This window comes from Limnohabitans sp. Hippo4 (assembly GCF_003063605.1).
Taxonomy (GTDB): domain Bacteria; phylum Pseudomonadota; class Gammaproteobacteria; order Burkholderiales; family Burkholderiaceae_C; genus Limnohabitans_A.
Genome location: NZ_NESE01000006.1, coordinates 26,797 through 49,288, shown reverse-complemented (window position 1 = coordinate 49,288; position 22,492 = coordinate 26,797). Strand labels below are relative to the sequence as shown.

At 56.0% G+C, this 22,492-nt stretch carries 24 protein-coding genes; 13 read left to right on the top strand and 11 right to left on the bottom strand.

The features are described from left to right. Window positions 1-2 precede the first annotated feature (2 nt). The 3 genes from B9Z46_RS13595 to B9Z46_RS13585 are packed head-to-tail and all read left to right on the top strand — an operon-like array spanning window position 3 to window position 2,720. Window positions 3-812, top strand: a complete 810-nt coding sequence (locus B9Z46_RS13595) for a class II aldolase/adducin family protein (RefSeq protein WP_108257154.1) — start codon at window positions 3-5, stop codon at window positions 810-812. Further along, the gene (locus B9Z46_RS13590) at window positions 809-1,810 is read left to right on the top strand and encodes a 2-dehydropantoate 2-reductase (RefSeq protein ID WP_108257153.1); all 1,002 of its coding nucleotides are present in this window, start codon (window positions 809-811) and stop codon (window positions 1,808-1,810) included. The genes B9Z46_RS13595 and B9Z46_RS13590 overlap by 4 nt, the downstream gene beginning before the upstream one ends. A 4-nt stretch (window positions 1,811-1,814) precedes the next feature. Next, a complete protein-coding gene (locus B9Z46_RS13585) occupies window positions 1,815-2,720 on the top strand; it encodes a DMT family transporter (RefSeq protein ID WP_108257152.1) in 906 nt (301 codons plus the stop codon). A 45-nt stretch (window positions 2,721-2,765) separates the two neighbouring features. Here the strand turns inward: B9Z46_RS13585 and rsmI are convergent, their stop codons facing one another. Further along, on the bottom strand, window positions 2,766-3,689 hold the full coding sequence (rsmI, locus tag B9Z46_RS13580; RefSeq protein ID WP_108257151.1) for a 16S rRNA (cytidine(1402)-2'-O)-methyltransferase: 924 nt from the start codon (window positions 3,687-3,689) through the stop codon (window positions 2,766-2,768). Here rsmI and B9Z46_RS13575 point away from each other — a divergent pair. The 3 genes from B9Z46_RS13575 (at window position 3,689) to B9Z46_RS13565 (ending at window position 5,452) form a co-directional block, all read left to right on the top strand. Beyond that, window positions 3,689-4,102, top strand: a complete 414-nt coding sequence (locus tag B9Z46_RS13575; RefSeq protein WP_199220614.1) for a YraN family protein — start codon at window positions 3,689-3,691, stop codon at window positions 4,100-4,102. The genes rsmI and B9Z46_RS13575 overlap by 1 nt on opposite strands. Window positions 4,103-4,144: 42 nt before the next feature. After that, window positions 4,145-4,723, top strand: a complete 579-nt coding sequence (locus tag B9Z46_RS13570) for an SIS domain-containing protein (protein ID WP_055361790.1) — start codon at window positions 4,145-4,147, stop codon at window positions 4,721-4,723. A 78-nt stretch (window positions 4,724-4,801) separates the two neighbouring features. After that, window positions 4,802-5,452 (top strand): BON domain-containing protein, encoded by a 651-nt coding sequence (locus tag B9Z46_RS13565; protein WP_055359555.1) that lies wholly within the window; start codon window positions 4,802-4,804, stop codon window positions 5,450-5,452. Window positions 5,453-5,534: 82 nt separating this feature from the next. On the opposite strand, the gene B9Z46_RS13560 is transcribed toward B9Z46_RS13565, so the two are convergent. After that, on the bottom strand, window positions 5,535-6,449 hold the full coding sequence (locus B9Z46_RS13560; RefSeq protein WP_108257198.1) for an NAD(P)-dependent oxidoreductase: 915 nt from the start codon (window positions 6,447-6,449) through the stop codon (window positions 5,535-5,537). Window positions 6,450-6,544: 95 nt separating this feature from the next. Continuing rightward, window positions 6,545-7,618, bottom strand: a complete 1,074-nt coding sequence (locus B9Z46_RS13555) for a type IV pilus twitching motility protein PilT (RefSeq protein ID WP_108257197.1) — start codon at window positions 7,616-7,618, stop codon at window positions 6,545-6,547. Between the two features lie 46 nt (window positions 7,619-7,664). Here B9Z46_RS13555 and B9Z46_RS13550 point away from each other — a divergent pair, with 46 nt between their 5' ends. Continuing rightward, window positions 7,665-8,348, top strand: coding sequence for a YggS family pyridoxal phosphate-dependent enzyme (locus B9Z46_RS13550; RefSeq protein ID WP_108257150.1), 684 nt, complete (start codon window positions 7,665-7,667; stop codon window positions 8,346-8,348). A 48-nt stretch (window positions 8,349-8,396) separates the two neighbouring features. Here B9Z46_RS13550 and B9Z46_RS13545 read toward each other — a convergent pair whose 3' ends face one another. Both B9Z46_RS13545 and purU read right to left on the bottom strand, forming a co-directional pair. Next, on the bottom strand, window positions 8,397-9,890 hold the full coding sequence (locus B9Z46_RS13545; protein WP_108257149.1) for an FAD-linked oxidase C-terminal domain-containing protein: 1,494 nt from the start codon (window positions 9,888-9,890) through the stop codon (window positions 8,397-8,399). A gap of 45 nt (window positions 9,891-9,935) precedes the next feature. After that, entirely contained in the window at window positions 9,936-10,784 is an 849-nt protein-coding gene (gene purU, locus B9Z46_RS13540) for a formyltetrahydrofolate deformylase (RefSeq protein WP_108257196.1), read from the bottom strand. A gap of 110 nt (window positions 10,785-10,894) precedes the next feature. Here purU and B9Z46_RS13535 point away from each other — a divergent pair, with 110 nt between their 5' ends. Both B9Z46_RS13535 and B9Z46_RS13530 read left to right on the top strand, forming a co-directional pair. Next, window positions 10,895-12,256 (top strand): aspartate aminotransferase family protein, encoded by a 1,362-nt coding sequence (locus tag B9Z46_RS13535; protein WP_108257148.1) that lies wholly within the window; start codon window positions 10,895-10,897, stop codon window positions 12,254-12,256. Window positions 12,257-12,306: 50 nt separating this feature from the next. Beyond that, window positions 12,307-13,410 (top strand): AbrB family transcriptional regulator, encoded by a 1,104-nt coding sequence (locus B9Z46_RS13530; RefSeq protein ID WP_233246020.1) that lies wholly within the window; start codon window positions 12,307-12,309, stop codon window positions 13,408-13,410. Between the two features lie 19 nt (window positions 13,411-13,429). Here B9Z46_RS13530 and B9Z46_RS13525 read toward each other — a convergent pair whose 3' ends face one another. Further along, window positions 13,430-13,711, bottom strand: coding sequence for a DUF3567 domain-containing protein (locus B9Z46_RS13525; protein WP_055359560.1), 282 nt, complete (start codon window positions 13,709-13,711; stop codon window positions 13,430-13,432). A gap of 73 nt (window positions 13,712-13,784) precedes the next feature. Next, a complete protein-coding gene (locus B9Z46_RS13520; protein ID WP_108257147.1) occupies window positions 13,785-14,927 on the bottom strand; it encodes a DUF3108 domain-containing protein in 1,143 nt (380 codons plus the stop codon). Between the two features lie 168 nt (window positions 14,928-15,095). Here B9Z46_RS13520 and B9Z46_RS13515 point away from each other — a divergent pair, with 168 nt between their 5' ends. Next, a complete protein-coding gene (locus tag B9Z46_RS13515; RefSeq protein ID WP_108257146.1) occupies window positions 15,096-16,106 on the top strand; it encodes a fumarylacetoacetate hydrolase family protein in 1,011 nt (336 codons plus the stop codon). Between the two features lie 24 nt (window positions 16,107-16,130). Here B9Z46_RS13515 and B9Z46_RS13510 read toward each other — a convergent pair whose 3' ends face one another. Together B9Z46_RS13510 and B9Z46_RS13505 are read right to left on the bottom strand one after the other, a co-directional pair. Then, window positions 16,131-16,724 (bottom strand): MarC family protein, encoded by a 594-nt coding sequence (locus tag B9Z46_RS13510; RefSeq protein WP_055359563.1) that lies wholly within the window; start codon window positions 16,722-16,724, stop codon window positions 16,131-16,133. Between the two features lie 65 nt (window positions 16,725-16,789). Further along, window positions 16,790-17,440 carry a glutathione S-transferase gene (locus tag B9Z46_RS13505; RefSeq protein ID WP_055359566.1) on the bottom strand — a complete coding sequence of 217 codons (651 nt, stop codon included), beginning with the start codon at window positions 17,438-17,440 and terminating at the stop codon, window positions 16,790-16,792. Window positions 17,441-17,562: 122 nt separating this feature from the next. On the opposite strand from B9Z46_RS13505, the gene B9Z46_RS13500 reads away from it, so the two are divergent. Both B9Z46_RS13500 and B9Z46_RS13495 read left to right on the top strand, forming a co-directional pair. After that, on the top strand, window positions 17,563-18,183 hold the full coding sequence (locus tag B9Z46_RS13500; protein ID WP_108257145.1) for a PhaM family polyhydroxyalkanoate granule multifunctional regulatory protein: 621 nt from the start codon (window positions 17,563-17,565) through the stop codon (window positions 18,181-18,183). 13 nt (window positions 18,184-18,196) lie between these two features. After that, complete coding sequence (locus tag B9Z46_RS13495) at window positions 18,197-19,510, top strand: FIST N-terminal domain-containing protein (protein ID WP_108257144.1); 1,314 nt, start codon at window positions 18,197-18,199, stop codon at window positions 19,508-19,510. 20 nt (window positions 19,511-19,530) lie between these two features. On the opposite strand, the gene tgt is transcribed toward B9Z46_RS13495, so the two are convergent. Both tgt and queA read right to left on the bottom strand, forming a co-directional pair. Continuing rightward, window positions 19,531-20,703 carry a tRNA guanosine(34) transglycosylase Tgt gene (gene tgt, locus B9Z46_RS13490; protein ID WP_108257143.1) on the bottom strand — a complete coding sequence of 391 codons (1,173 nt, stop codon included), beginning with the start codon at window positions 20,701-20,703 and terminating at the stop codon, window positions 19,531-19,533. Between the two features lie 58 nt (window positions 20,704-20,761). Beyond that, window positions 20,762-21,874: a tRNA preQ1(34) S-adenosylmethionine ribosyltransferase-isomerase QueA gene (gene queA / locus B9Z46_RS13485; protein WP_108257142.1), complete on the bottom strand. Its 1,113-nt coding sequence runs from the start codon at window positions 21,872-21,874 to the stop codon at window positions 20,762-20,764. 184 nt (window positions 21,875-22,058) lie between these two features. On the opposite strand from queA, the gene B9Z46_RS13480 reads away from it, so the two are divergent. Then, entirely contained in the window at window positions 22,059-22,472 is a 414-nt protein-coding gene (locus tag B9Z46_RS13480; protein WP_055359570.1) for a transcriptional regulator, read from the top strand. Window positions 22,473-22,492: the final 20 nt, after the last annotated feature.

Here is a 22,492-nt window from a genome sequence, read left to right as displayed (position 1 = left end):
TCATGCTGACGCATCAACTGCCGACGGTACGCTCTTTGCAGCATGAGGTGCATCCCAAAGAATGGGAGTCCCGTGTGCAATTGGCGGCGTGCTACCGCGTCTTTGCTTTCTTGGGCTGGACTGAGATGATTTACAACCACATCACCTTGCGCTTGCCGCAAGAAGTGAGTGGCGCCGAAAAACATTTCCTGATCAATCCCTTTGGTTTGCATTACAGCGAAGTCACTGCCAGCAACTTGGTTAAGATTGACCTCAAGGGCAAAGCCTTGGATGGTTCGCCCTACCCCGTCAATCCTGCCGGCTTTACGGTGCATGCGGCCATCCACGACAGCTTGCCCGGTGCCCATTGCGTCATGCACACGCACACCACCGCAGGTGTGTCGGTGGCGTGTTTGAAAGACGGTTTGCAACAAACCAATTTTTACACCGCGCAACTCCACGACATGATTGCGTACCATGACTTTGAAGGCATCACCATCCATGCCGATGAAGCACCGCGCTTGCTCAAAAGCATTGGCAACAAGCAGGCTGTGATTTTGCGCAACCATGGCTTGCTGTCATGGGGTGCCACACTGCCGCAAACCTTTGCCATTTTGTGGACCCTGCAACGTGCCTGCGAAATTCAATTGGCCACCTTCAGCATGGGGGGTGCACAAGCGGTCATTCCTGTGAGTGAAGACATTGCCGCCAAATGCACACGCGATGCTTTGCAATTCAACCCCAACCACGGTGCTGGCACCGATGTGCTCGATGCCCTGATCCGACAAGTCGATCGCAGCATCGTGCGCCCTGAAGAAAGTTACCGTTTATGAAAGTTTGCATTTATGGCGCTGGTGCCATTGGCGGTTGGATCGGCGTGCACTTGGCGCAAACAGGGCACGAGGTGAGTGTGGTGGCGCGAGGTGCCACGCTTGAAGCCTTGCAGAAGAATGGACTTCAGTGTGTTCAAACGGAAGCGGCAGAGGCGCGCCTCAAAGCCGATGTCAAAGTGTCTGCCAACCCCGCAGATTTAGGCCCACAAGATTTGGTGATCGTTGCCGTGAAAGCGCCCGCCATGGCGGACGTGGCCAAGGGCATTGCACCCTTGCTCGGCCCCAACACCATGGTGATGACGGCCATGAACGGTGTGCCTTGGTGGTTCTTCCAAGGCTTTGGTGGCAAGTTGCAAGGCACGACGCTGAGTACCATTGACCCAGAAGGGCGCATTGCCAAAGCCATTCCCTCCCACCACGTGGTGGGCTGTGTGGTGCATGCCAGTTGTTCCCTCGATGCACCCGGCGTGGTGCGGCATCACTTCGGTCAAGGTTTGATTTTGGGTGAACCTGCCGATCAACACGGCCAGGTGAGTGCGCGCGTGCAGCAATTGGTCGCTGATTTGAGCGCTGCAGGGTTCAATGCCAGCCCCTCCGCCCAAATTCAAAAAGACGTTTGGTACAAGCTTTGGGGCAACATGACCGTCAACCCCATCAGCGCCATCACGGGCGCCACCACCGACCTCATTTTGAAAGACGATTTGGTGCGTGATTTTGTCTCGAAGGTGATGCTGGAGGCCAAAGCCATCGGCGAAAAAATAGGCATTCCCATTGCCCAAACCCCCGAGGACCGGCATGCGGTCACGCTGAAGTTGGGTGCGTTCAAAACATCCATGTTGCAAGACGTCGAAGCCGGTAAAACGGTGGAGCTTGATGCGTTGGTCAGTGGCGTGCGCGAGTTGGGTCAATTGACGCAAGTCAGCACCCCTTACACCGATGCGTTGTTGGGTCTCAGTCGCCTGCATGCCAGCGTTCGCGGCCTGTACCCGACACAATGACCCCATGACTGAAACATCCAAAGCCCTGTCCATCACGGCATTTGCCACCTTGTTGTTGGTGGCCTTCATGATGGGCGCCAACCATGTGGCCGCGCGCTTTGCGTTCAACCATGGCGTGGACGTGATCACCGCAGTGAGCTTCCGAAGTGCGGTCACGGCTTTGGTGGTCGGTTTGATTTTGTGGCAACAAAAAGTCCAAATTCAAATTCAGCCGCATCACAAAAAATACTTGCCACTCATCGGTCTGATCATTGCGGTTCAGAGCGTGTGCTTGTATTCATCGGTGGCCCGATTGCCTGTGGCCCTGGCCTTGTTGGCGTTCAACACATACCCTTTGTCGACCGCATTTTGGGCGCGCGTCCTTTACAAACACCAACCCGAAAAAGCGGTGCTCTGGAGCATGCCCATCATTTTGGTGGGCCTGGCGTTGGCGCTGGATGTGATGGGTGCGACCTCTGGTTTGGGCGCATCCGAGCATTGGGCACAAATTGGCAGTGGCGTGGCGTTTGCGCTGGCTGCTTCAGCCACCTTTGGCTTGGCACTGGTCTACACCCAACACGAAACCGCCGGCTTGGATGGTCGTGTGCGCACCTTTTCTTCCATGTCTTTGGTGGGTGTGTTGGCCGTGGCGGTGGCGGTCAGCCAAGGCGGTTTTCATTTGCCTAACGCACCTGCAGGTTGGTGGGGTTTGGGCATGCTGACCTTTTTGTACGGCACTGCCTTCACCATTTTGTTCACGGTACTGCCTCGCTTGGGCGTGGTGGGCAACTCGGCCATCATGAATGTGGAGCCCGTGTTTGCCTTGACCCTGGCTTGGGCCTTGCTCGATCAAGCCATTGCCCCCATTCAATTGGTGGGTGCGGCTTTGGTGGTGGGCGCAGTGATGTGGTTGGGACTGCGCAAGCGCTAAGCTTTCAAGCAGTAGGCCTTGCATTCAGCGGGCCGTGCAGCATCGTTAATCCTGGTCTTTTTTCAAACTCAGTGCGGTGTCGTAAACCACGTTTTTAGAAGCGCCTGTGATGTCGCTGGTCAGTTTGACGGCCGTCTTCAGCGGCAGCTCGGTCAACAGCAATTTCAGTGTGCGCAAACTGTCGGCATCCAAGGCCTCGTTGGCGTCTTGCGTGGGCTTGTCCAAAGCGTGAATCACCAGCGCAAACTCACCGCGCACATGATCGGCTTTTTCTGCAAACCAGGCGGGCAGTTGATGTGCAGGCAGTGTGTGCACTGTTTCAAATTGTTTGGTGAGTTCACGTCCCACGGTGATCAAGCGTGAGCCCAATTGAGACAAGGCTTGGGCCAAGGCTTCAATGCGATGCGGCGCTTCAAGCAAGACCACAGCGCGCGATTCCCCCATCAGGGTGTCGATGGCGCGTTGGCGTTCGGTGGCTTTGGAAGACAAAAAGCCAGTGAACACAAAGCCGCCTTCGCCGGTCATGCCCGAGGCACTGAGCAGGGCTGTGACGCTGCTGGCGCCAGGCAAAGGCATCACTCTGTAACCGGCAGCCGCAACGGCAGCGACCAAGCGCGCACCAGGGTCGCTGATGGCCGGCGTGCCGGCATCGCTGACATAGGCCACACGTTGGCCTTGCGCCAAACGTGCAATGACTTGCGCAGCGGCCTCGGCTTCGTTGTGTTGGTGCACGGCAAGCAATTGAGAGTTGCTGCGATCTAAACCATAGGCGCGCAACATTTGCTGGGTGTGGCGCGTGTCTTCACATGCCAGGGTGTCAGCCCTTTCAATGACATACATAGCACGCAAAGTGATGTCGGCCAGATTGCCAATGGGGGTGGCCACCACATACAGTGTGCTGGCGGGGTGGTTTTGAGGACCCACTGCTTCGCGGGCTACTTGGAAGGCGTGGCTGTAAATCGACGTCAATGGGTATCCTTGGTCCTACAAATCAAAGCAGTATGCAAACCCGCTTCAAGCAAACCACCAAACAATCTGGCGATGCTGCAGAAGATGCGGCACTTCACTTTTTACAACATCAGGGCTTGCGCTTGCTGCAACGCAATTATCGAACGCCTGGCAGGGGTGGCGGCGAAATTGACCTCATTTTGCAAGAATCTGACAGCACCTTGGTGTTTGTTGAGGTTCGAAAGCGTTCGCAGCGCCAATTTGGCGGGGCGCTGGGCAGTGTCAGTCGCGCCAAACAAAGGCGCATTGTCTTTGCGGCGCGGTATTTTTTGTGGCGCTGGCAGCAACTGCCGCCCACCCGTTTCGATGTGATTGCCTGGGAGCCCGATGGCCTCATTTGGCAGAAGGCTGCATTTGAGGCCGGCACTTGGTAAATGGCTGGCGGTGCCGCATGGGCTGGGGGTATCATCCAGTGCATGCTAGACCTGCGAATTCAGCAACATTTCATCGACAGTGCCGACCTGCAATACCAGGCCGCCGAAACCTTGGCCAAACCCTTGGATGCGGGCGTCCAGGCGCTCATGGCCTGCGTCACCAGTGGTGGCAAGGTGATGGTTTGCGGCGAGGGCAGTGCAGCCGCTTTGGCACAGTACTTTGCCAGCTTGTTCGTGGGTGGCTTTGAACGCGAGCGTCCCGAACTGGCGGCCATCGCTTTGCGCCACGAAGGCTTGGGCGATCCCGCCTATGCCGGCTTGGCGCGACAAGTCCGCGCATTGGGCCAAGCGGGTGATGTGCTGTTGCTGCTCACCGCCAATGGCGAAGAAGAAGGTTTGTTGCGCGCTTTGCATGCAGCCCACGAACGCGACATGACCGTCATTGCCCTCACAGGCAAAGGCGGCGGTGCTGTGGCCAAGGCCTTGCGCGAGACCGATGTGCACGTAGGAATCCCCCATGACCGTGCTGCCCGCATTCGCGAAGTCCAACAACTGGCTTTGCATTGCCTGTGCGATGGTGTGGACGCCCAACTCATGGGTGACCAAGACACCTTGTCCTAATCACCTTCCAAACTGGCGCAATTCACATTCTGTCTGCACCCGATTAAAATATTTCAAGACTCTCTAAGGATTACTCAAGTGAAACTCAATCTCAAACGTTGGATGTTGTCTGGTTTGGCCGTCGGTGCCGTCATCTCCAGTTTGTCGGCCTGCGCACCTTTGGTGGTGGGCAGCGCAGTGATGAGTGGCATGGTGGCCATTGACCGCCGCACCGCCGGTATTCAATTGGAAGACGAAGGCATCGAGTTGCGCACGGCGCAAGGTTTGCGACAAAACCTCAGCGATGCAGCGCACGTCAATGTCACCAGCTACAACCGCATGGTGCTCTTGACGGGTGAAGTCAGCTCTGCCGCCGAGAAAGAGCGCGCTGAGCGCTTGGCCAAGAGCCAAGAAAACGTGTCGTCCGTGGTGAATGACTTGGCCATTGAACCTGCCAGCTCGCTCACACAGCGATCTAAGGACGCCATCACCACAGGCCAAATCAAAGCCTTGTTGGTGGATGCCAAAGATCTGCAATCCAACGCCTTCAAAGTGGTCACCGAGCGCGGCATTGTTTACTTGATGGGACGTGTCACAGCCCGCGAAGCACAGCGCGCCTCTGAAATTGCACGCAGCGGCAGCGTCAATGGCGTGGTCAAGGTGGTGCGCGTGTTTGAAACCATCACGGAAGAAGAACTCAAACGCATCAGCGCACAACCCTTGTCGCCGCAAGCGCAACCCAAAATTTAATTGCCGCGCAAAGTACAGCAAGACCAAGCAAAAGGGCTCTGAATTTCAGAGCCCTTTTTTTCTGTGTCATGCAGAGCGTTGCTTACTTCAAGCGTTTGATCAAGCTGGAAGTGTCCCAGCGCTTGCCACCCATTTGCTGCACGTCGGCATAGAACTGGTCCACCAAGGCCGTGACGGGCAAGCGCGCGCCATTGCGTTTGGCTTCGTCCATCACCAGACCCAAGTCTTTGCGCATCCAATCGACGGCAAAACCAAAGTCAAACTTGTCGGCCACCATGGTCTTGCCGCGGTTGTCCATTTGCCAGCTTTGTGCAGCACCTTTGCCAATCACGTCCAGCACCAGGTTCATGTCGAGGCCGGCCTTTTGACCAAAGGCAACTGCCTCCGACAAGCCTTGCACCAAGCCCGCAATGCAAACTTGGTTGACCATCTTGGTCAATTGGCCGGCGCCAGACTCACCCATCAGAGTGTAGGCACGAGAGAAGGCCATGGCGGCTGGTTTGGTGACTTCGAAGATGGGGGCATCACCACCGCACATCACGGTCAACAAACCGTTTTGCGCGCCACCTTGACCACCCGACACGGGTGCATCGATGAAGTTCAGACCTTGCGCTTTGGCGGCTGCGTAAAGTTCACGTGCCACGTTGGCAGACGCCGTGGTGTGGTCCACAAAAATGGCGCCTTTTTTCATGCCTGCAAAAGCGCCATCAGGTCCCAAAACCACAGCGCGCAAATCGTCGTCATTGCCCACGCAGCAAAAAACGATGTCTGCGTTTTTCACGGCTTCACGGGGTGTGGGCGCATGAGCTGGCTGACGTGAGTCGGCAAACTCTTGGCACCAAGCGGCTGCTTTGGCTTCGCTGCGGTTGTAAACCGTGACAGCGTGACCGGCACGTGCCAAGTGACCTGCCATGGGATAACCCATGACGCCAAGGCCCAAAAAGGCCACATGTTGTGAAGGTGCGGGTTCGTAGGTTTTGGCGTTCAAGCTGCTCATGATGGGTTCAGTGTTGGGTTTCAAAAGAAGGGTGAATCAAAAAATGAAGACAGGGCTTAATCTTTCAAGCCGTGATTGTCCACCAGTTTTGAGTTTTACGGGTATTTGCGCAGCAAGGCCAGCGTCTGCTGGCTGATCTCTTGTTTCTCATACAAAGCTTGCAAGCTTTGGTCCAGCGTTTGCATGCCCACTGCGTGGCCGGTTTGCAAAAGGGCATACAACTGGCTCACTTTGCCCTCCCGCACCAGGTTGCGCACGGCCGGGGTGGCCACCATGATTTCGTGTGCAGCCACACGCCCCAAACCTGAGCGGTGGGGGCACAGCGTTTGAGTGAGCACCGCCACCAAACTTTCTGCAAACAAGGCACGCACCCCTTCTCTCTCCTGCGAGGGAAAGGCATCGACCAATCGGTCGACGGCTTGCGGCGCACTGGCGGTGTGCAGGGTGGCCAGTACCAAGTGGCCGGTTTCGGCCGCTGTCAGTGCCAGTTTGATGGTGCGGCTGTCACGCAACTCGCCGACCAACAGCACATCGGGATCCTCGCGCAGGGCCGCACGCAAGCCCGACTCAAAGTCAGGTGTGTCGCGTCCAACCTCACGCTGGTGCACCAAGCTGTTGCGAGAGGTGTGAATGAACTCAATCGGGTCTTCCAAGGTCACGATGTGAACTTTGCGCTCGGTGTTGATGTGATGCAGCAAGGCCGCCAGCAAGGTGGACTTGCCGCTGCCGGTGGGACCCGTGAAAAGCAACAAGCCATGGCGCTGCAGGGCCCAATTGGCAACACACGCTGGGGCATTCAAATGCTTGAGCTGGGGCATCTCATTGGGAATCAGACGCAGCGCCAGTGCAGGCCCGCGCGCTTGCTCAAATGCGTTGACACGAAAGCGTCCTAGCTCGGGCAAGCTGACTGCAAAGTCGACGTTGTTGAGCGCGGCGCTAGGGTGCAAATTGGAGGCTGTGTCCAAACCCTGGGCATGGATCAAGGCGGTGCGAATGTCGTGCACATCTTGGTCGCACAACACGCTCGACATCTCAGGACGGTACATGCTGTGCGAGGTGCAAGAAACCGACACGCGCTGCAGTTGGCCATCGATGCGCAGCCAAGCAGACTCGCCAGTTGACCAGTGCACATCGGAGGCGCCTACGCTTCTTGCCAAGCGCAGCAGCATGGGCCATGCGTTTCCTTGTGCTGCTGAGATTTGGTAAGCTTGTTGCATGAGTACTTCAGTTTCAGCCAATCTCGCCCAAGTGCGCAAGCGAATTGAGCTTGCATGCCTTGCGGCAAAACGTCCCGCCAAGGCGGTCCATTTGTTGGCTGTGTCCAAGACCATGCCTGCGCAAGCAGTGCGCGAGGCTTATGCTGCGGGGCAAGTCGCGTTTGGCGAAAACTACATTCAAGAGGGCGTCGACAAGATCGCTTCATTGGCAGATTTGCCTTTAGAGTGGCATTGCATTGGCCCTATTCAAAGTAACAAGAGCAAGTTGGTGGCCGAGAATTTTGCATGGGTCCACAGCATCGATCGATTGAAAATTGCAGAGCGTTTGTCTGCGCAGCGACCTGTCAACTTGCCACCGCTTCAAGTTTGTTTGCAAGTGAATGTCGATGGCGGCAGCAACAAATCTGGCGTGACACCCAGCGAGCTGTTGGCATTGGCGCAAGCGGTCGCGAAATTACCAAACCTGCAGTTGCGCGGCATCATGACCATTCCTGAACCTGCAGAAAACGAAGCGGCTGCTCGCGCCGTCCACCATCAAGCCAAAGATTTGTTCGACAGTTTGCAAGCTGCTGGTTTGAGCGTCGACACCCTGTCCATGGGCATGACCGGTGATCTTGAGGCGGCCATTGCCGAGGGCAGCACCTGCGTGCGGGTGGGCACCGCCATTTTTGGACAGCGCTGAAATCAAAGCCCAGCGCTAAGGGCTGGGCTGCTGGTGTGTCACGGTTTGTTAAAACCGCGGCAAATCAGGGTGAGAAATTTGTCCGCCGCGAACCAACATCTTGCCGTATTCAGCACAACGGTTCAGTGTTGGAATGACCTTGCCGGGGTTGAGCAAGCTCAAAGGGTCAAAGGCTTTTTTCACTGCAAACATTTGTGCGTTTTCTTCTGCAGAAAACTGCACGCACATGCTGTTGAGCTTTTCAATGCCCACACCATGTTCTCCCGTGACGGTGCCGCCCATGGCCACACTGGTTTCCAAAATGTCGGCGCCAAACAACTCGCAGCGGTGCATTTGGTCGGGGTCGTTGGCATCGAACAAAATGAGCGGGTGCAGGTTGCCATCGCCGGCGTGGAACACGTTGGCGCAGCGCAGTTGGTATTTCTTTTCCATCTCTGCAATGGCCAACAAAATGTCGGCCAATCGTTTGCGCGGAATGGTGGAGTCCATGCACATGTAATCGGGGCTGATGCGGCCCGAAGCTGGGAAGGCATTTTTGCGACCGCTCCAAAAACGCAAGCGCTCGGCTTCGTCTTTGCTCACGGCAATGGCGGTGGCGCCGCAGCCGCGCAGCACGTCGCTCATGCGACCAATCTCTTCTTCAACTTCTTCGGGCGTGCCATCGCTTTCGCACAGCAAAATGGCTTCGGCATTCAGGTCGTAGCCTGCGTTCACAAAATCTTCGACCGCTGCTGTCATGGGTTTGTCCATCATTTCCAGTCCTGCTGGAATTATGCCGGCGGCAATCACTGCCGCCACCGCATCACCCGCTTTGCGAATGTCGTCAAAGCTGGCCATGATGCAGCGTGCGAGTTGCGGCTTGGGCACCAACTTGACGGTGACTTCGGTGGTGATGGCCAGCATGCCTTCGCTGCCGACCAACACCGACAACAAATCAAAACCCGTGGTGTCCAATGCATCGCTGCCAAAGGTGATGGGTTCGCCTTCAATGGTGAAGCCTCTGACTTTGAGCACATTGTGCAAGGTGAGACCGTATTTCAGGCAGTGCACACCGCCCGAGTTTTCGGCCACATTGCCACCAATGGTGCAGGCAATTTGACTGGAGGGATCGGGTGCGTAATACAAACCATGTGGCGCGGCTGCTTCTGAGATGGCCAAGTTGCGCACGCCGCATTGAACCACCGCCGTGCGCGACACCGCATCCACTTTGACAATTTGGTTGAACTTGGCCATGGACAAGGTCACGCCCATTTTGTGGGGCATGGCGCCGCCGGACAAACCCGTGCCAGCACCCCGCGCCACCACGGGCACAGCCAAGGCGTGGCAGGCTTTGAGCACAGCTTGCACTTGCGCTTCGGTTTCGGGCAAGGCCACAACCAAGGGGCGCTCTCGGTAAGCTGTGAGCCCATCGCACTCAAACGGCACGGTGTCTTCTAGCGTGTAGAGCAAGGCATGCTGGGGCAGTGCCGCACTCAGGGCAGCCACCACTTGCGCCTGGCGATCTGCGCGGGACAAAGCATCGATGTTGGTGAGTGCGTTCATGAGAAAGCTTTCAAGCGCAAAGGGTCAAAGGCAGGGCCATCGGACTTATTTGAAAATGACGGTCTTGTGGCCGTTGAGCAGCACACGGTGTTCGCTGTGCCATTTGACAGCTCGCGCCAACACTTGGCTTTCGGTGTCGCGGCCTTGCGTGGTGAGGTCTTCCACCGTTTTGGAGTGGTCCACACGCGCCACGTCTTGCTCAATGATCGGGCCTTCGTCCAAGTCGGCTGTGACGTAGTGTGCGGTGGCGCCAATCAGTTTGACACCGCGGTCGTGCGCTTGGTAATAAGGCTTGGCGCCTTTGAAGCTGGGTAAGAACGAGTGGTGAATGTTGATGGCACGGCCCGACAACTTGCGGCACAGGTCGTCCGACAAAATTTGCATGTAGCGCGCCAACACCACCAGTTCTGCGCCTTCAGACTGAATGATCTCGTACTGTTTGGCTTCTGCCTCGGCTTTGTTGGCGGCCGTGACGGGAATGTGGTGGAAAGGCACGTTGTAGCTGGCCGCCAATTGGTAAAACTCGCGGTGGTTGCTGACAATGGCGCGAATGTCGATGGGCAGCAAACCGCTTTTCCAACGGAACAGCAAATCGTTCAGGCAGTGGCCTTCTTTGCTGACCAAAATGACGGTGCGCATGGGTTGTGTGGTGCTGTGCAAATTCCAAGTCATTTGGAAGGACGTTGCAAAGCTGCTCAGTTGGGTGCGCAAGTCGGCTTCTGCCACTTGGTCACAGGCAAATTGCACGCGCATGAAAAACAGACCCGTGTCGTGGTCGTTGTATTGCGCGGCTTCTTCAATGTTGCCGCCGCGTTCCAGCAAAAAGCCAGAGACAGCGTGCACGATGCCCGTTCTGTCGGGGCAGGAGAGCGTGAGAATAAATGCGTGATTCATGGGCGACATTGTCGCAGGGACGGACCGACTTTGCCAAAACTTGAGGTTTGGCGGGTTTACACTGGTCACTTGATGAATTTTTAGCCCTATTGGGGCGGCGAGGTGATCACATGTCTTCTCCACAAAGTCAGCATCCAGCCGGCAGCACGGCCTTCAACATGGACCATCAGTGGTTGCCCTTCACGGCCAATCGCCATTTCAAGCAAGAACCGCGCATTTTTGTGGCGGCCGAGGGCATGCACTTCACCACCCACGATGGCCGCCAGGTGGTCGATGGCATTTCCAGTTTGTGGTGCGTGGGCGCCGGTCACAACCGCAGACCCATTGCCGAGGCCATCAAGAAGCAACTCGACACCCTGGACTACGCCACCGCCTTCCAAATCAGCAACGACCAGGCCTTTGAAGCAGCCCAAATGATTGCCGACTTGTGCCCTGGTGACTTGAACAAAGTGCTGTTTTGCAATTCAGGCTCAGAGGCTGCTGACACCTCTTTGAAAGTGGCCTTGGCCTATCACCGTGCCCGTGGCGAAGGCCATCGCAACGTGTTCATTGGCCGCGAAAAGGGCTATCACGGCGTCAACTTTGGCGGCATGAGCGTGGGGGGCTTGCCCGCCAACCGCAAAGTCTATGGCGCGCAGTTGTTGCCCCGCGTGGACCACATGCGTTTCATCCATGACCCGGTTCACCACGCCTACATTCACAACGAAGAGCCTGTGTGGCAAGAAGATCCCTTGCTGGAATTGGAAGGCCGCATCTTGGCCCTGCACGATCCCAGCAACGTGGCGGCTATCATTGTGGAACCCGTGGCCGGGTCGGCGGGTTGGTACCTGCCACCCAAGGGCTACCTCAAGCGCCTGCGTGAAATTTGCGACAAGCACGGCATCTTGCTGATTTTTGACGAAGTGATCACGGGCTTTGGCCGCATGGGAACCAACTTTGGTGCCGACTACTACGGCGTCGTACCCGACATGCTCAACTTCGCCAAATGCGTCACCAACGGTGTCATTCCTTTGGGCGGCGTGGTGTGCCGTGACTTCATTTACGACGCCATGATGAATTCCGGCGCGCCCGATTACGCCATCGAGTTTTTCCACGGCTACACCTACTCAGGTCACCCTGTGTCGTGTGCTGCGGCCATCGCCACTTTGAAATTGCTCAAAGAAGAAAACCTGTTTGCACGTGCGGGCCAAATGGGTCCCGTGTTGGGCGATGCCATGCACAGCGCTTTCAAAGGCTTGCCCAATGTCATTGGCATTCGCAGCTTGGGCTTGGCCGGCGCAGTGGAGTTGGCTTCCATTCCGGGTGCCCCAGGCAAACGCGCTTATGACATCTTCTTGGATTGTTTCCACAAAGGGGTCTTGGTTCGATCTGCTGGCGAGAACCTGGTGCTTTGCCCGCCCTACATTGTGGAAAAAGAGCACATCGACAAGATGGTCAATACCTTGGCTGACAGCATTCGCCAACATGCTTGAGGGCTTGAAGGAACGCACAACACCCGCTGGTTGTTGGGGGTGAGTGTTTCTTGCGCCCCTTAGCTTACTTTTCCCAAATAGCCCTGACCCTGCTGGTTGCAGTGGCCTCAGCGCTGCTGTGTGTTTGGTTGCGCACGCCCATTCCTTGGATGTTGGGGCCCTTGTTGGGCGTGGCTGCTTTTTCCATTGCTGGAACGCCCATGCGCAGTTCTGGCTATTTGCGCAATGTGGGCCAGTGGGTCATTGGTGCGGCTTTGGGTTTGTACTTCACTGCTGAAGTGGGGCAACTGGTGGTGGGTTTGTGGTGGGCCATTGTGCTGGGCATCCTGTGGGCCTTGGCCATGGGGTACGGCTTTGGTTTGTGGTTGCAACATCGAAGTGCCGCAGATTTGCCCGAGTTGTCTGCCCGCGATTTGCGCGCCACCACCTATTTTGCAGGCGCCATTGGCGGTGCCTCTGAGATGGCCTTGTTGGCCGATCGCAACCGCGCCAGGACCGACTTGGTCGCTGCTTCGCACAGCTTGCGTTTGGTCTTGGTGGTGGTCTGTTTGCCATTTGGCATGCAGTGGTTTCAGTCGCACTGGGGTTTGCATGTCAACAGCAGTTTGTTGCCCGGACCGCGTTTACTCCAATGGCCCGGTATCTTTTATTTAGCCCTGGCCACTGGTGCTGGGGCTTTGCTGATGCAGGCACTCAAACGCAACAACCCTTGGTTCATGGGGCCCTTGCTTGTGGCCATGGGCCTCACGCTGAATGGCGTTCAGTGGACCGCCGTGTCGTCTGAAATGTCCAACATGGCACAGCTCTTCATTGGCATCAGTTTGGGTGTTCGCTTCAAGCGAGAGTTTGTGCGCACGGCACCCAAATGGTTGTTGTCAGTGGCCATCGGCACACTGGGCATGATTTTGGCGTCTGTGGTGTTTGGCTGGGCCTTGGCATGGGGCACAGGTTTGCATCCAGCCACCCTGATCTTGGGAACCTCGCCTGGCGGCATTGCCGAAATGGCCATCACGGCCAAGGTGCTGGAGTTGGGCGCACCGGTGGTGACCGCTTTTCAGGTGTGCCGTTTGATTGCCGTGTTGTTGATCGTGGCGCCGCTGTACAAGTGGGTGGCAGTGCCAGAGCAAACCGAGCGGACTGATTTAACGCAGTGAGCTGAAGCCAAGTGCTGAATCAGTGAACCACCACAGGCTGTTGGGCCAAGCCTGTGTATTTTTCCAAAGTGTCTTCGACTTCTTCTTGGGTGGGCGTGTTTTGTTGCCAAGCCTGAATGTGCATCTGGAACATCTCTGCCCAAGAGCCATCCAAGTAGACTTCTTTGCCCGAACGTTTGTCGACAATTTCAAAGCCGTGTCGCTCAAGCACAGGGGCTTTGGGCGTTGTGCTTTCTTCACCTGTGTCGTTGGCCAACACATGCATGACGGCAAAAGATTCGGATTCGTACAACAAGTTCATGGTGACATTCTGTCTTAAGTCGGTCCCAAATAGATAGGGGCATTGAAATTATTTTCAAGCCCTGTTGCGTGACTTAATCGGGCAGAGCGGCCAGGGCTTCTGAGCTGCGCATTTCCATGTCAATGAAATTGCCAGAGGTTTGTGTGATTTTGATGCGCGCAGGCAAACCGCCTTTGGCTTTGGCCAGCCACATTTCTATTTGACTGTCGAATTTGCCGCGGGGCAGACACACCCAGCGCTGGGTTTCAAGGCGGTCGCCGTTGACGTCGATGAACTCATCGGCTTTGTAGGTGAGGGTCCAATTGACGGCGTCTCGTGCCGTGGCTGTTTGAACGTTCAATTCGGCACCGGGTACAAAGCTTTGCGCCGACACAGTGGCCGCCATTTGAATAAACAAGCTCACTTGGTCTTGGGCCCCAGGCAGCAAAGGGGCGCTGGGCAGATTGCCGCTGAAGCTGATTTTTTGGGTGTCGGTCTCAAAATGCGCTGCACGTTCACCGCGCCAACTGTCTGAGTAGCGGGTAGGGGCCAAACCGTTTTCGGAGAGTTGCCCCACACTGCGCCAGACGCGACTGCCCACTAAAAAAGCTTTGACACGCAACTCTGCTTCGTAGGCTTTCGGCAAAGCCGTCCCCGCTTTGGCTTGCCATTTGAGTGAGCCCGATGCGTGATAGTTCAGGCCACGCTCTTGCCCTGTCAATTTGTAATTGATTTGCGTGTTGTCTGGAAAGTTGCCCACCTTGGCCACCAGTGCCGATGCGTTGGGCGATGCTGGTTTGATCGCAGGCTCAGCCGGGGTGACGGTGGGCGGCACAGTGATGTCTTTGGGGGTGGCGATGCTGGTGGGCAATTCGGCAGGGTTGTCGGGTGGGTTGTCGGGTGGGTTGTCGGGTGGCGTGGGCAGTGCAGTCGATGCCACGGCTTGCATGCCTGCGTCTTGCGACTGTTGCGAATGCGGCATGGCCTCGCGTGCGGGCGCTCGCGGTTCGGGGCGAGCGACTGGAGGCGCTGGCACGGCTGAGTTCGGCTTGGGTTGGGCCATCTCAGTGCTGAGCACGCGTGTTTGCAAGGGCCCCAATTTTTGCGAATCATGCTGCAAGCGCCACATGTTGGACCCTGATGAAACCAGCAAGACAAGGTGCAACGCAGCCACCCCAACACCCAAAGCCAGCAAATGCTGGCGCTTTGGCAAGGTGCTGGAATTGGCAACGGTCATGTCAAAGGGGCATGGGTAGCAGTTAGGGAAATGGAGGGGTTTCTTAAATTTTAGGGCCGTGCAGATTGGTTAAACTGAAGTGTGGCTTTGAATCCATTGCAAATGTTGCAAAGTGCTCCCAAACTGCCCTTGAAGCCAGCCCACTGAACATCCATTTCGAGACTCAACATGAAATTAGCGACATACAAAGACGGATCCCGTGACGGTCAACTGGTAGTGGTATCCCGCGACCTCAGCACAGCCCATTATGCGACGGGCATTGCCCAGCGCTTACAGCAAGTCTTAGACGATTGGAATTTCCTAGCCCCCCAGCTGGAGGACCTTTATCAAACGCTCAATTCTGGGAAAGCGCGCCACGCGTTTACCTTCGATCCCAAACAGTGCATGGCACCCCTGCCGCGCGCTTATCAGTGGGCCGACGGCTCTGCGTATTTGAATCACGTGGAATTGGTTCGTGCTTCACGCAGCTCTGAAGTGCCTCAGAGTTTTTACAGTGACCCCCTCATGTACCAAGGTGGCAGCGATGATTTCATCGGCCCTTGCGATCCAGTGGTGTGCCGCGATGAAGCTTTTGGCATCGACTTCGAAGCCGAAATTGCCGTGATCACGGGCGACGTGCCCATGGGCGTCACGCCTGAAAACGCGTTGGATGGCATTCGCTTGGTGATGCTGGCCAACGACGTCAGCTTGCGCAACCTCATTCCCAACGAGTTGGCCAAAGGTTTTGGTTTCTTCCAAAGCAAACCTGCAACAGCCTTCAGCCCAGTGGCCGTGACCTTGGACGAGTTGGGTGATGCATGGGACCAAGGCCGCATCAACCTGACCATGCAATCCACTTGGAATGGTCGCAAAGTTGGCATGTGCGAAGCTGGCCCCGAAATGACTTTCCACTTTGGTCAATTGATTGCGCACATTGGCAAAACACGCAATGTGCGAGCGGGCTCCATTGTGGGCAGCGGCACGGTCAGCAACAAAAGCGTCGATGTCAATGGCAAACCTGAGTGGGCCAAAGGTTACAGCTGCATCGCTGAAAAGCGCGCCATCGAAACCATTTTGGATGGCAAGCCCAGCACCGAGTTCATGAAATTTGGCGACACCATTCGCATCGAGATGAAAGGTGCCGATGGTCAAAGCGTGTTTGGCGCCATTGACCAGCAAATTACGCCGCTCACGCCTTGAGTTGCAAAGAACGAGAGTCCTTGCTCAAAGGGTTTTGAGCAAGGCTTTCAAACCTTGGATGAACATCTCAATCGAGATGGCCACCAAGATCAACCCCATCAGGCGCTCAAATGCACTGACCACGCTGTCGCCAACCAAGCGTTGCAAGCGTTCAGCCAGCAACAAGACCACCGCACACACCAGCATGGTGACACTCAGGGCACCAACCCATTCAAGTCGTCTATCAGGCGCTTGACTGACCAGCAACAGCACAGTGGCCAAGGCAGAAGGTCCTGCCAAAGCGGGAATGGCCAGTGGCACGATGAGTGGCTCGCGCGTGGGCAAGCTGTTGACGCGATCAGTGGGTGGAAAGATCATTCGCAGGGCAATCAAAAACAGCACCACTGCGCCTGCAATTTGCAGGGACACATCACTCAGGTTCATGGCCTTCAGAAAGGACTGACCCACAAACATGAAGGCGAGCAAGATGCAAAAAGCGATGAACACTTCGCGCACAATGACGCGCGCCCGCCTCTCTGGCGGCACTGCCTTGAGGCTGTTCACAAACACAGGAATATTGCCAAGAGGATCGGTGATCAGCAGCAACAAAATGGTGGCCGAAGCAAAAGTGTGGGTCATCGTCTACTCACAAGAACAATGACCCAAGCATAGCAGTGCGCAGCCAGCGCCCTAGTGTGGCGTGTTCAAGGCTTGCTGGTCATGCGCGCCATGAAGAGCTCGTTGCTTGCTTTGCGATCAGCATGCACGCGTTGCATGCTGGGTCTTTCTGCCCACATCTTCATGTAGGCTTTGACGGGCAGGTCGGCCAAGAAGTCACGGCCATAGATGGTTTTGGTGGCGGCCGTGATCACTGGCAAGTGAACAGCAGCGGTGCAGTCGGCCAAGGTCATTTCTGCGCCGGCAATGAAAGGCTTGAACTGCGCCAAGGTGGCAAATGCCGCCACGTTTTTCTCAAGCTGCGCACCAATTTTTTCTTTGGTGGCATCGCTGACCTTGCCGCCAAAGAAAGCCTCTGGGTACAAATTGCGCGCAAGCAATTCCAAGTGCAAGTCCAAGAACGTCATCAACTCGCGCACTTTGGCAGCAGCAAATGGGTCTTGGGGCATCAAGGGGTGGGCGGGATAGGCTTGCTCGATGTATTCCACCATCACGGTCGATTCGCACAGGTTGCCGTGTTCTGTTTTCAAATAAGGCACTTTGCCCAACGGACTGCCCAATGGGTCTGTTTCGCCCACCCAAACCAACTCTTCTTCAAAGGCGACGCCCTTTTCAAGCAGCGCCAATTTAACTTTGTTGTGATAGTTGCTGGCGCCAAAGCCGCAGAGTTTCAGCATGTCGTGTCTCCTCATTAGAAAGCGCAAGCTTATGCGCTGCGCTGACGATTTGGCGTCTCCAAGTTGACGCGATTTGGCGATGCGTTAAGCTTCTACCCAAGACCTTTCTCTAGGAGCGACCCATGAGCGACCCATCTGCCTTCGGATTTGGAAAATTTGTACCTGGTTTTGATTTTTTACAAAACCTGGGGCAAGCGGCCAACCCTGGTGCGAAAGGCTCGCCCCAAGGCATGCCCAACATGGCCAGTTGGGTCGCACCCACACTGAACATCGAAGAGTTGGACAAACGTATTCAAGAACTCAAAACAGTTCAGTTTTGGTTAGAGCAAAACACCAACGCACTCAAGGCCACCATTCAAGCCTTGGAAGTTCAAAAGATGACCTTGTCCACATTGCAAGGCATGAATGTCAACATGGCCGATTTGGCCAAGGCCTTCACTGCCAAAATGCCAGATCTGAATCCAGTCAAAGACACGGCGACAAGCCAAGAAGCAACAAGCGCCGCTGAAGGGGCGACAGAAGCTTCTGCAGAAGCCCCCGAAAAACCAGCGGTCGATCCCATGCAATGGTGGGGCTCGCTGACGCAGCAATTTCAAAACATCGCAGCGGCGGCTGTCAAGGACGTTGCGGCAAAGGCCATGAAAGATGCGCCTAAACCAGTGCGAAAGAAAACAGCCGCCAAAAAAGCACGCCCTTCTCGCGCCAAAAAAGCGGGAGCTGCCGCACCATCAAGCGCCCTCTAAGATCACCCACTTCATGAGTTTGTTTCCCTTTGGCCACGCCACGCATCCGCAGTGGCAAATGGCAGCTGGCCTGGTCATCGCGCAAGTGCGCGCGCAAATGACCTTGCCTGGGCACGCAAGCAAGCCGCGCTTGGGCCTGCTCTACATCACCGACCATTACGCCAACGAAGCGCAAGCCATCTTGGCGCACCTGCGGCAAGAGTTGCCTATGGTCAAAGATTGGGCCGGTACCGTGGGTGTGGGTGTGGCGGCCAACAATGCCGAATATTTTGACGAGCCTGGCATGGCTTTGATGCTGTGCGATGTGCCCGCGGCGCATTACCGCGTGTTTTCTGGCGCACAAGCCTTGCCTGCCGATTTTGTGGCGCAGAGTGCGCTGGTCCATGCCGATCCGCAAACGCCCGACTTGGCTGAATTGATTGCCGAAATGGCGAGCCGTACCCAGTCTGGTTATTTGTTTGGGGGCCTTACAGCCAGTCGCAATCAAAATGTTCAATTTGCTTGGCAAGCGCCCAACGCGGTATCTTCAAATCCTTTTCAAGAGACCTTCGATTCATCGCCCTCCCACGACTTGAACAACGGCGTTATCACGGGCGTTCTCACGGGCGGGCTCAGTGGCGTCGCATGGTCGCCCGATGTGCAAATCTTGTCACGCGTGACGCAGGGCTGCGCACCGCTTGGCAAAGAGCGCGAAATCACAGAAGCCCAAGGCAATGTGATTTACCAACTCGATGGTCTGCCTGCACTTGATGTGTTGCTGGAAGATTTGCAAGTGTCTTTGAGCGATCCGCAAAAAGCATTGCCTGCAGTGCGCGCAACCTTGGTGGGCCTCACCTCTGCGGGGCAACGTGCCATTGGCAGAACGGGCAGTTTGGGTGCGGATGTGCGCGTTCGCCACATCATTGGCCTCGACCCTGCACGCAAAGGCATCGCCATTGCGGAGCACGTTGAAGCGGGCGAGCGTTTGGCGTTTTGCCAAATGAGTTTGCAAGCGGCCAAGGCCGATCTGCGCAGAATTTGCGCAGAGATCAGAGAAGAGCTAGAGCCTGAAACTTTGAGCATGGAAACGGCACACGCTTTGGCGGCCAGTGAGGCCGAAGCAGCGCCACATCCTGCACGGCGCATTGCAGGTGCGGTGTATGTCAGTTGTTCAGGTCGCGGAGGTCCCCACTTCGGTGGCGACAGCGCAGAGTTGCAGTGGGTGCGTCACGCATTGGGCGATGTGCCCTTGGTGGGCTTCTTTGCAAGCGGTGAAATTGCCCATCACCATCTGTATGGCTACACCGGTGTGTTGACGGTTTTCACCACACCGGCTGAAGCCACTTAAACGCAGTTTTTGTAGCAGCCTCAAACACCGCGAGCGCGGTTTTGTTTGAATTGCATTTGGAAAGTCGCAAAGCTGTCTGTTTCCAATGCGGCACGCACTTCCTTCATGAGGTTCAAGTAGTAGTGCAAGTTGTGAATGGTGGTCAACATGGGGCCGAGCATTTCACCGCAGCGATCTAGGTGATGCAAATACGCACGGCTGAAGCCTTCGCGACCCCCCTCGTCCCACGACACGCCTGAGCTGCCTGCGCAGGCATGGCATGTGCAGGTGGTGTCCAGAGGTTGATGATCTGTTTTGTGACGCGCATTGCGCAATTTCAAATCGCCAAAGCGCGTGAACACAGTGCCATTGCGGGCATTGCGCGTGGGCATCACACAGTCAAACATGTCAACGCCTTGCGCCACGCCTTCCACCAAATCTTCGGGTGTACCCACACCCATCAAGTAGCGTGGCTTGTGTGCCGGCAAACGGTGCGGCGTGTGCGCCATGATTTGCAGCATTTGTTCTTTGGGCTCGCCCACACTCACGCCGCCAATGGCATAGCCCGGAAAGTTCATATCGACCAAATGGTCGAGTGACTCTTGGCGCAAGTTTTCAAACATGCCGCCTTGCACAATGCCAAACAAAGCATTGGGATTTTCCAATCGCTTGAATTCGTCTTGGCTGCGCTTGGCCCAACGCAAACTCATCTCCATCGACTTGCGTGCTTCGGCTTCAGTGGTGAGGTGACCTTTGGTTTCGTAAGGCGTGCACTCGTCCAATTGCATCACGATGTCCGAGTTCAACACCGTTTGAATTTGCATGCTGACCTCAGGGGACATGAACAATTTGTCACCATTCACAGGCGATGAAAAGTGCACACCTTCTTCCGTAATTTTGCGCATCTCGCCCAGGGACCAAACTTGAAAGCCACCCGAGTCAGTCAGGATGGGTTTCTGCCATTTTTCAAAACCGTGCAAGCCACCAAAACTTGCCATGATGTCGAGGCCTGGGCGCATCCACAAATGAAAAGTGTTGCCCAAAATGATTTGCGCACCCATCTCTTCAAGGCTGCGCGGCATCACACCCTTCACAGTGCCGTAGGTGCCCACGGGCATGAAGATGGGGGTTTGCACCACGCCATGGTTCAGGGTCAATTGACCGCGACGCGCGTGGCTGTGCGGGTCGGTTTTGAGAAGTTCAAATTGAAGCATGCTTCATTCTAAGTAAGGGTTGTCAATTGGGCGAAAACGAGGTGCAGCAAAAAATTGTTCAAGCCGCGCGCGTGAGCAGCATGGCATCGCCATAACTGAAGAAACGGTAGCGTTGTTCAATGGCGTGGGCATACAGCGCCATCACCCGGTCGTAACCAGCCAACGCGCTGACCAACATCATCAAGGTGCTTTTGGGCAAATGAAAATTGGTGATGAGACAGTCCACCCATTGAAACTCAAAACCTGGGGTGACGAAGATTTGCGTGTCGCCTTGGGCTTGACCGGATTGGGCCCAAGACTCCAAGGTGCGCACGGAGGTGGTGCCCACGGCCCACACCTTGCCGCCCCGTGCGCGGCAGTCGTGCAAAGCTTGTTGGGTGCTTTCTGGCACGTCATACCATTCGCTGTGCATCGTGTGTTCCGCGATGTTTTCAGTTTTGACAGGCTGAAATGTCCCTGCGCCGACGTGCAAAGTGACGCTGGCCGTCTGCACGCCCATGGCTTTCAGTTGTACTAACAAGGCATCGTCAAAGTGCAAGGCTGCCGTAGGTGCTGCAACGGCACCAGGGTTGCGGGCGAACACGGTTTGATAACGACGCTCATCTTCTGCAATGTCCGCTTCGCTGGCGCTGCCATCGTAGGGCCGCTCGATGTAGGGCGGCAGTGGCACGTGGCCGTATTGGGCCATCAACGCATGCGGTTCATCGCTCAGTGAAAAACAAAACAGCGCGCCCTTTTCGTCGGGCCAGCGACCCGTCAGCGTGGCGGTGAACCCCGGGGCTCCCGACTTGGCATCTCGGCCCATGTACAGCACACCGCCAAGTGGCGGCTTTTTGCTGACCTTCATGTGCGCCACCACTTGGTGACCCGGCAGCACCCGTTCAATCAAAAGCTCCACTTTGCCGCCTGTGGACTTTTCACCAAAGATGCGGGCTTTGATCACCTGGGTGTCGTTGAACACCAGCAAGTCGCCTGGCTGCATCAGGCTGGGCAAGTCTTTGAAGATGCGGTCGGCGGGCTGAGTTCCACGTCCGTCCAACAATTTGGAGTGGCTTCGCTCGGCAGCAGGGTGCTGAGCAATGAGGTCTGGGGGGAGGTGAAAATCAAAATCGCTCAAACTGAACTGGCGCTGGGCGTCGTTTGTAGCGGTCAATGGCAAAGAAGCGGTCATGTGCTTGAGGGCCGGACAGGCCCGTTCCAAGTAAAAAAATAGATTGTCCCACGACTCAAAGAGGTAGATACTGAAACCCTAGGCCCTTGGGGATGGGGTCAATGTGCCATGAATGTAAATAACATTCAAGAAAGTAAATATCCAAATTCACTTTCAGACAGACCCCAGACAGTACCTTAGGGGAATGCCAACCGTACCAGAATCTCAACAGTTTGCTGATCGCTTGCGCAGTGCGTTGGAGAGTTCGGGGGTGCGTGCGTCCCCAACGGTGGTCGCCAACGCGTTCAACCTCCGCTACCACGGCCGCAGCATCACCCCCCACACCGCCCGAAATTGGTTGCTTGGCAAAGTCATGCCCACGCAGGACAAGCTTCGCGTGTTGGCCGATTGGTTGCAAGTCAGTCCAGACGAGCTGCGTTTTGGCCGTGCACCCGGTAAAACTTACGTCTTTGAAATGGACTCAGGCCCCATCGAAATGGGCCTGGCCGATCGCGAGATGGTCGACCGTTACCTGTCCTTGTCCCCAGAAGAACGCAAGACCATCCGAGACGTTGTGTCTGCCTTTGTCATGGCGCAAGCCGCAAAATCCCTGCCCTGAAAGCCATTAGACCGAGCGGT

Excerpts from the sequence above, each read along its gene's own strand:
- B9Z46_RS13595 (WP_108257154.1), top strand. The coding sequence starts at position 3 with ATGCTGACGCATCAACTGCCGACGGTACGCTCTTTGCAGCATGAGGTG.
- B9Z46_RS13590 (WP_108257153.1), top strand. The coding sequence starts at position 809 with ATGAAAGTTTGCATTTATGGCGCTGGTGCCATTGGCGGTTGGATCGGC.
- B9Z46_RS13585 (WP_108257152.1), top strand. The coding sequence starts at position 1,815 with ATGACTGAAACATCCAAAGCCCTGTCCATCACGGCATTTGCCACCTTG.
- B9Z46_RS13575 (WP_199220614.1), top strand. The coding sequence starts at position 3,689 with ATGGGTATCCTTGGTCCTACAAATCAAAGCAGTATGCAAACCCGCTTC.
- B9Z46_RS13570 (WP_055361790.1), top strand. The coding sequence starts at position 4,145 with ATGCTAGACCTGCGAATTCAGCAACATTTCATCGACAGTGCCGACCTG.
- B9Z46_RS13560 (WP_108257198.1), bottom strand. The coding sequence starts at position 6,449 with ATGAGCAGCTTGAACGCCAAAACCTACGAACCCGCACCTTCACAACAT.
- B9Z46_RS13555 (WP_108257197.1), bottom strand. The coding sequence starts at position 7,618 with ATGCTGCTGCGCTTGGCAAGAAGCGTAGGCGCCTCCGATGTGCACTGG.
- B9Z46_RS13550 (WP_108257150.1), top strand. The coding sequence starts at position 7,665 with ATGAGTACTTCAGTTTCAGCCAATCTCGCCCAAGTGCGCAAGCGAATT.
- B9Z46_RS13545 (WP_108257149.1), bottom strand. The coding sequence starts at position 9,890 with ATGAACGCACTCACCAACATCGATGCTTTGTCCCGCGCAGATCGCCAG.
- purU (WP_108257196.1), bottom strand. The coding sequence starts at position 10,784 with ATGAATCACGCATTTATTCTCACGCTCTCCTGCCCCGACAGAACGGGC.
- B9Z46_RS13535 (WP_108257148.1), top strand. The coding sequence starts at position 10,895 with ATGTCTTCTCCACAAAGTCAGCATCCAGCCGGCAGCACGGCCTTCAAC.
- B9Z46_RS13525 (WP_055359560.1), bottom strand. The coding sequence starts at position 13,711 with ATGAACTTGTTGTACGAATCCGAATCTTTTGCCGTCATGCATGTGTTG.
- B9Z46_RS13520 (WP_108257147.1), bottom strand. The coding sequence starts at position 14,927 with ATGACCGTTGCCAATTCCAGCACCTTGCCAAAGCGCCAGCATTTGCTG.
- B9Z46_RS13515 (WP_108257146.1), top strand. The coding sequence starts at position 15,096 with ATGAAATTAGCGACATACAAAGACGGATCCCGTGACGGTCAACTGGTA.
- B9Z46_RS13510 (WP_055359563.1), bottom strand. The coding sequence starts at position 16,724 with ATGACCCACACTTTTGCTTCGGCCACCATTTTGTTGCTGCTGATCACC.
- B9Z46_RS13505 (WP_055359566.1), bottom strand. The coding sequence starts at position 17,440 with ATGCTGAAACTCTGCGGCTTTGGCGCCAGCAACTATCACAACAAAGTT.
- B9Z46_RS13500 (WP_108257145.1), top strand. The coding sequence starts at position 17,563 with ATGAGCGACCCATCTGCCTTCGGATTTGGAAAATTTGTACCTGGTTTT.
- B9Z46_RS13495 (WP_108257144.1), top strand. The coding sequence starts at position 18,197 with ATGAGTTTGTTTCCCTTTGGCCACGCCACGCATCCGCAGTGGCAAATG.
- tgt (WP_108257143.1), bottom strand. The coding sequence starts at position 20,703 with ATGCTTCAATTTGAACTTCTCAAAACCGACCCGCACAGCCACGCGCGT.
- queA (WP_108257142.1), bottom strand. The coding sequence starts at position 21,874 with ATGACCGCTTCTTTGCCATTGACCGCTACAAACGACGCCCAGCGCCAG.
- B9Z46_RS13480 (WP_055359570.1), top strand. The coding sequence starts at position 22,059 with ATGCCAACCGTACCAGAATCTCAACAGTTTGCTGATCGCTTGCGCAGT.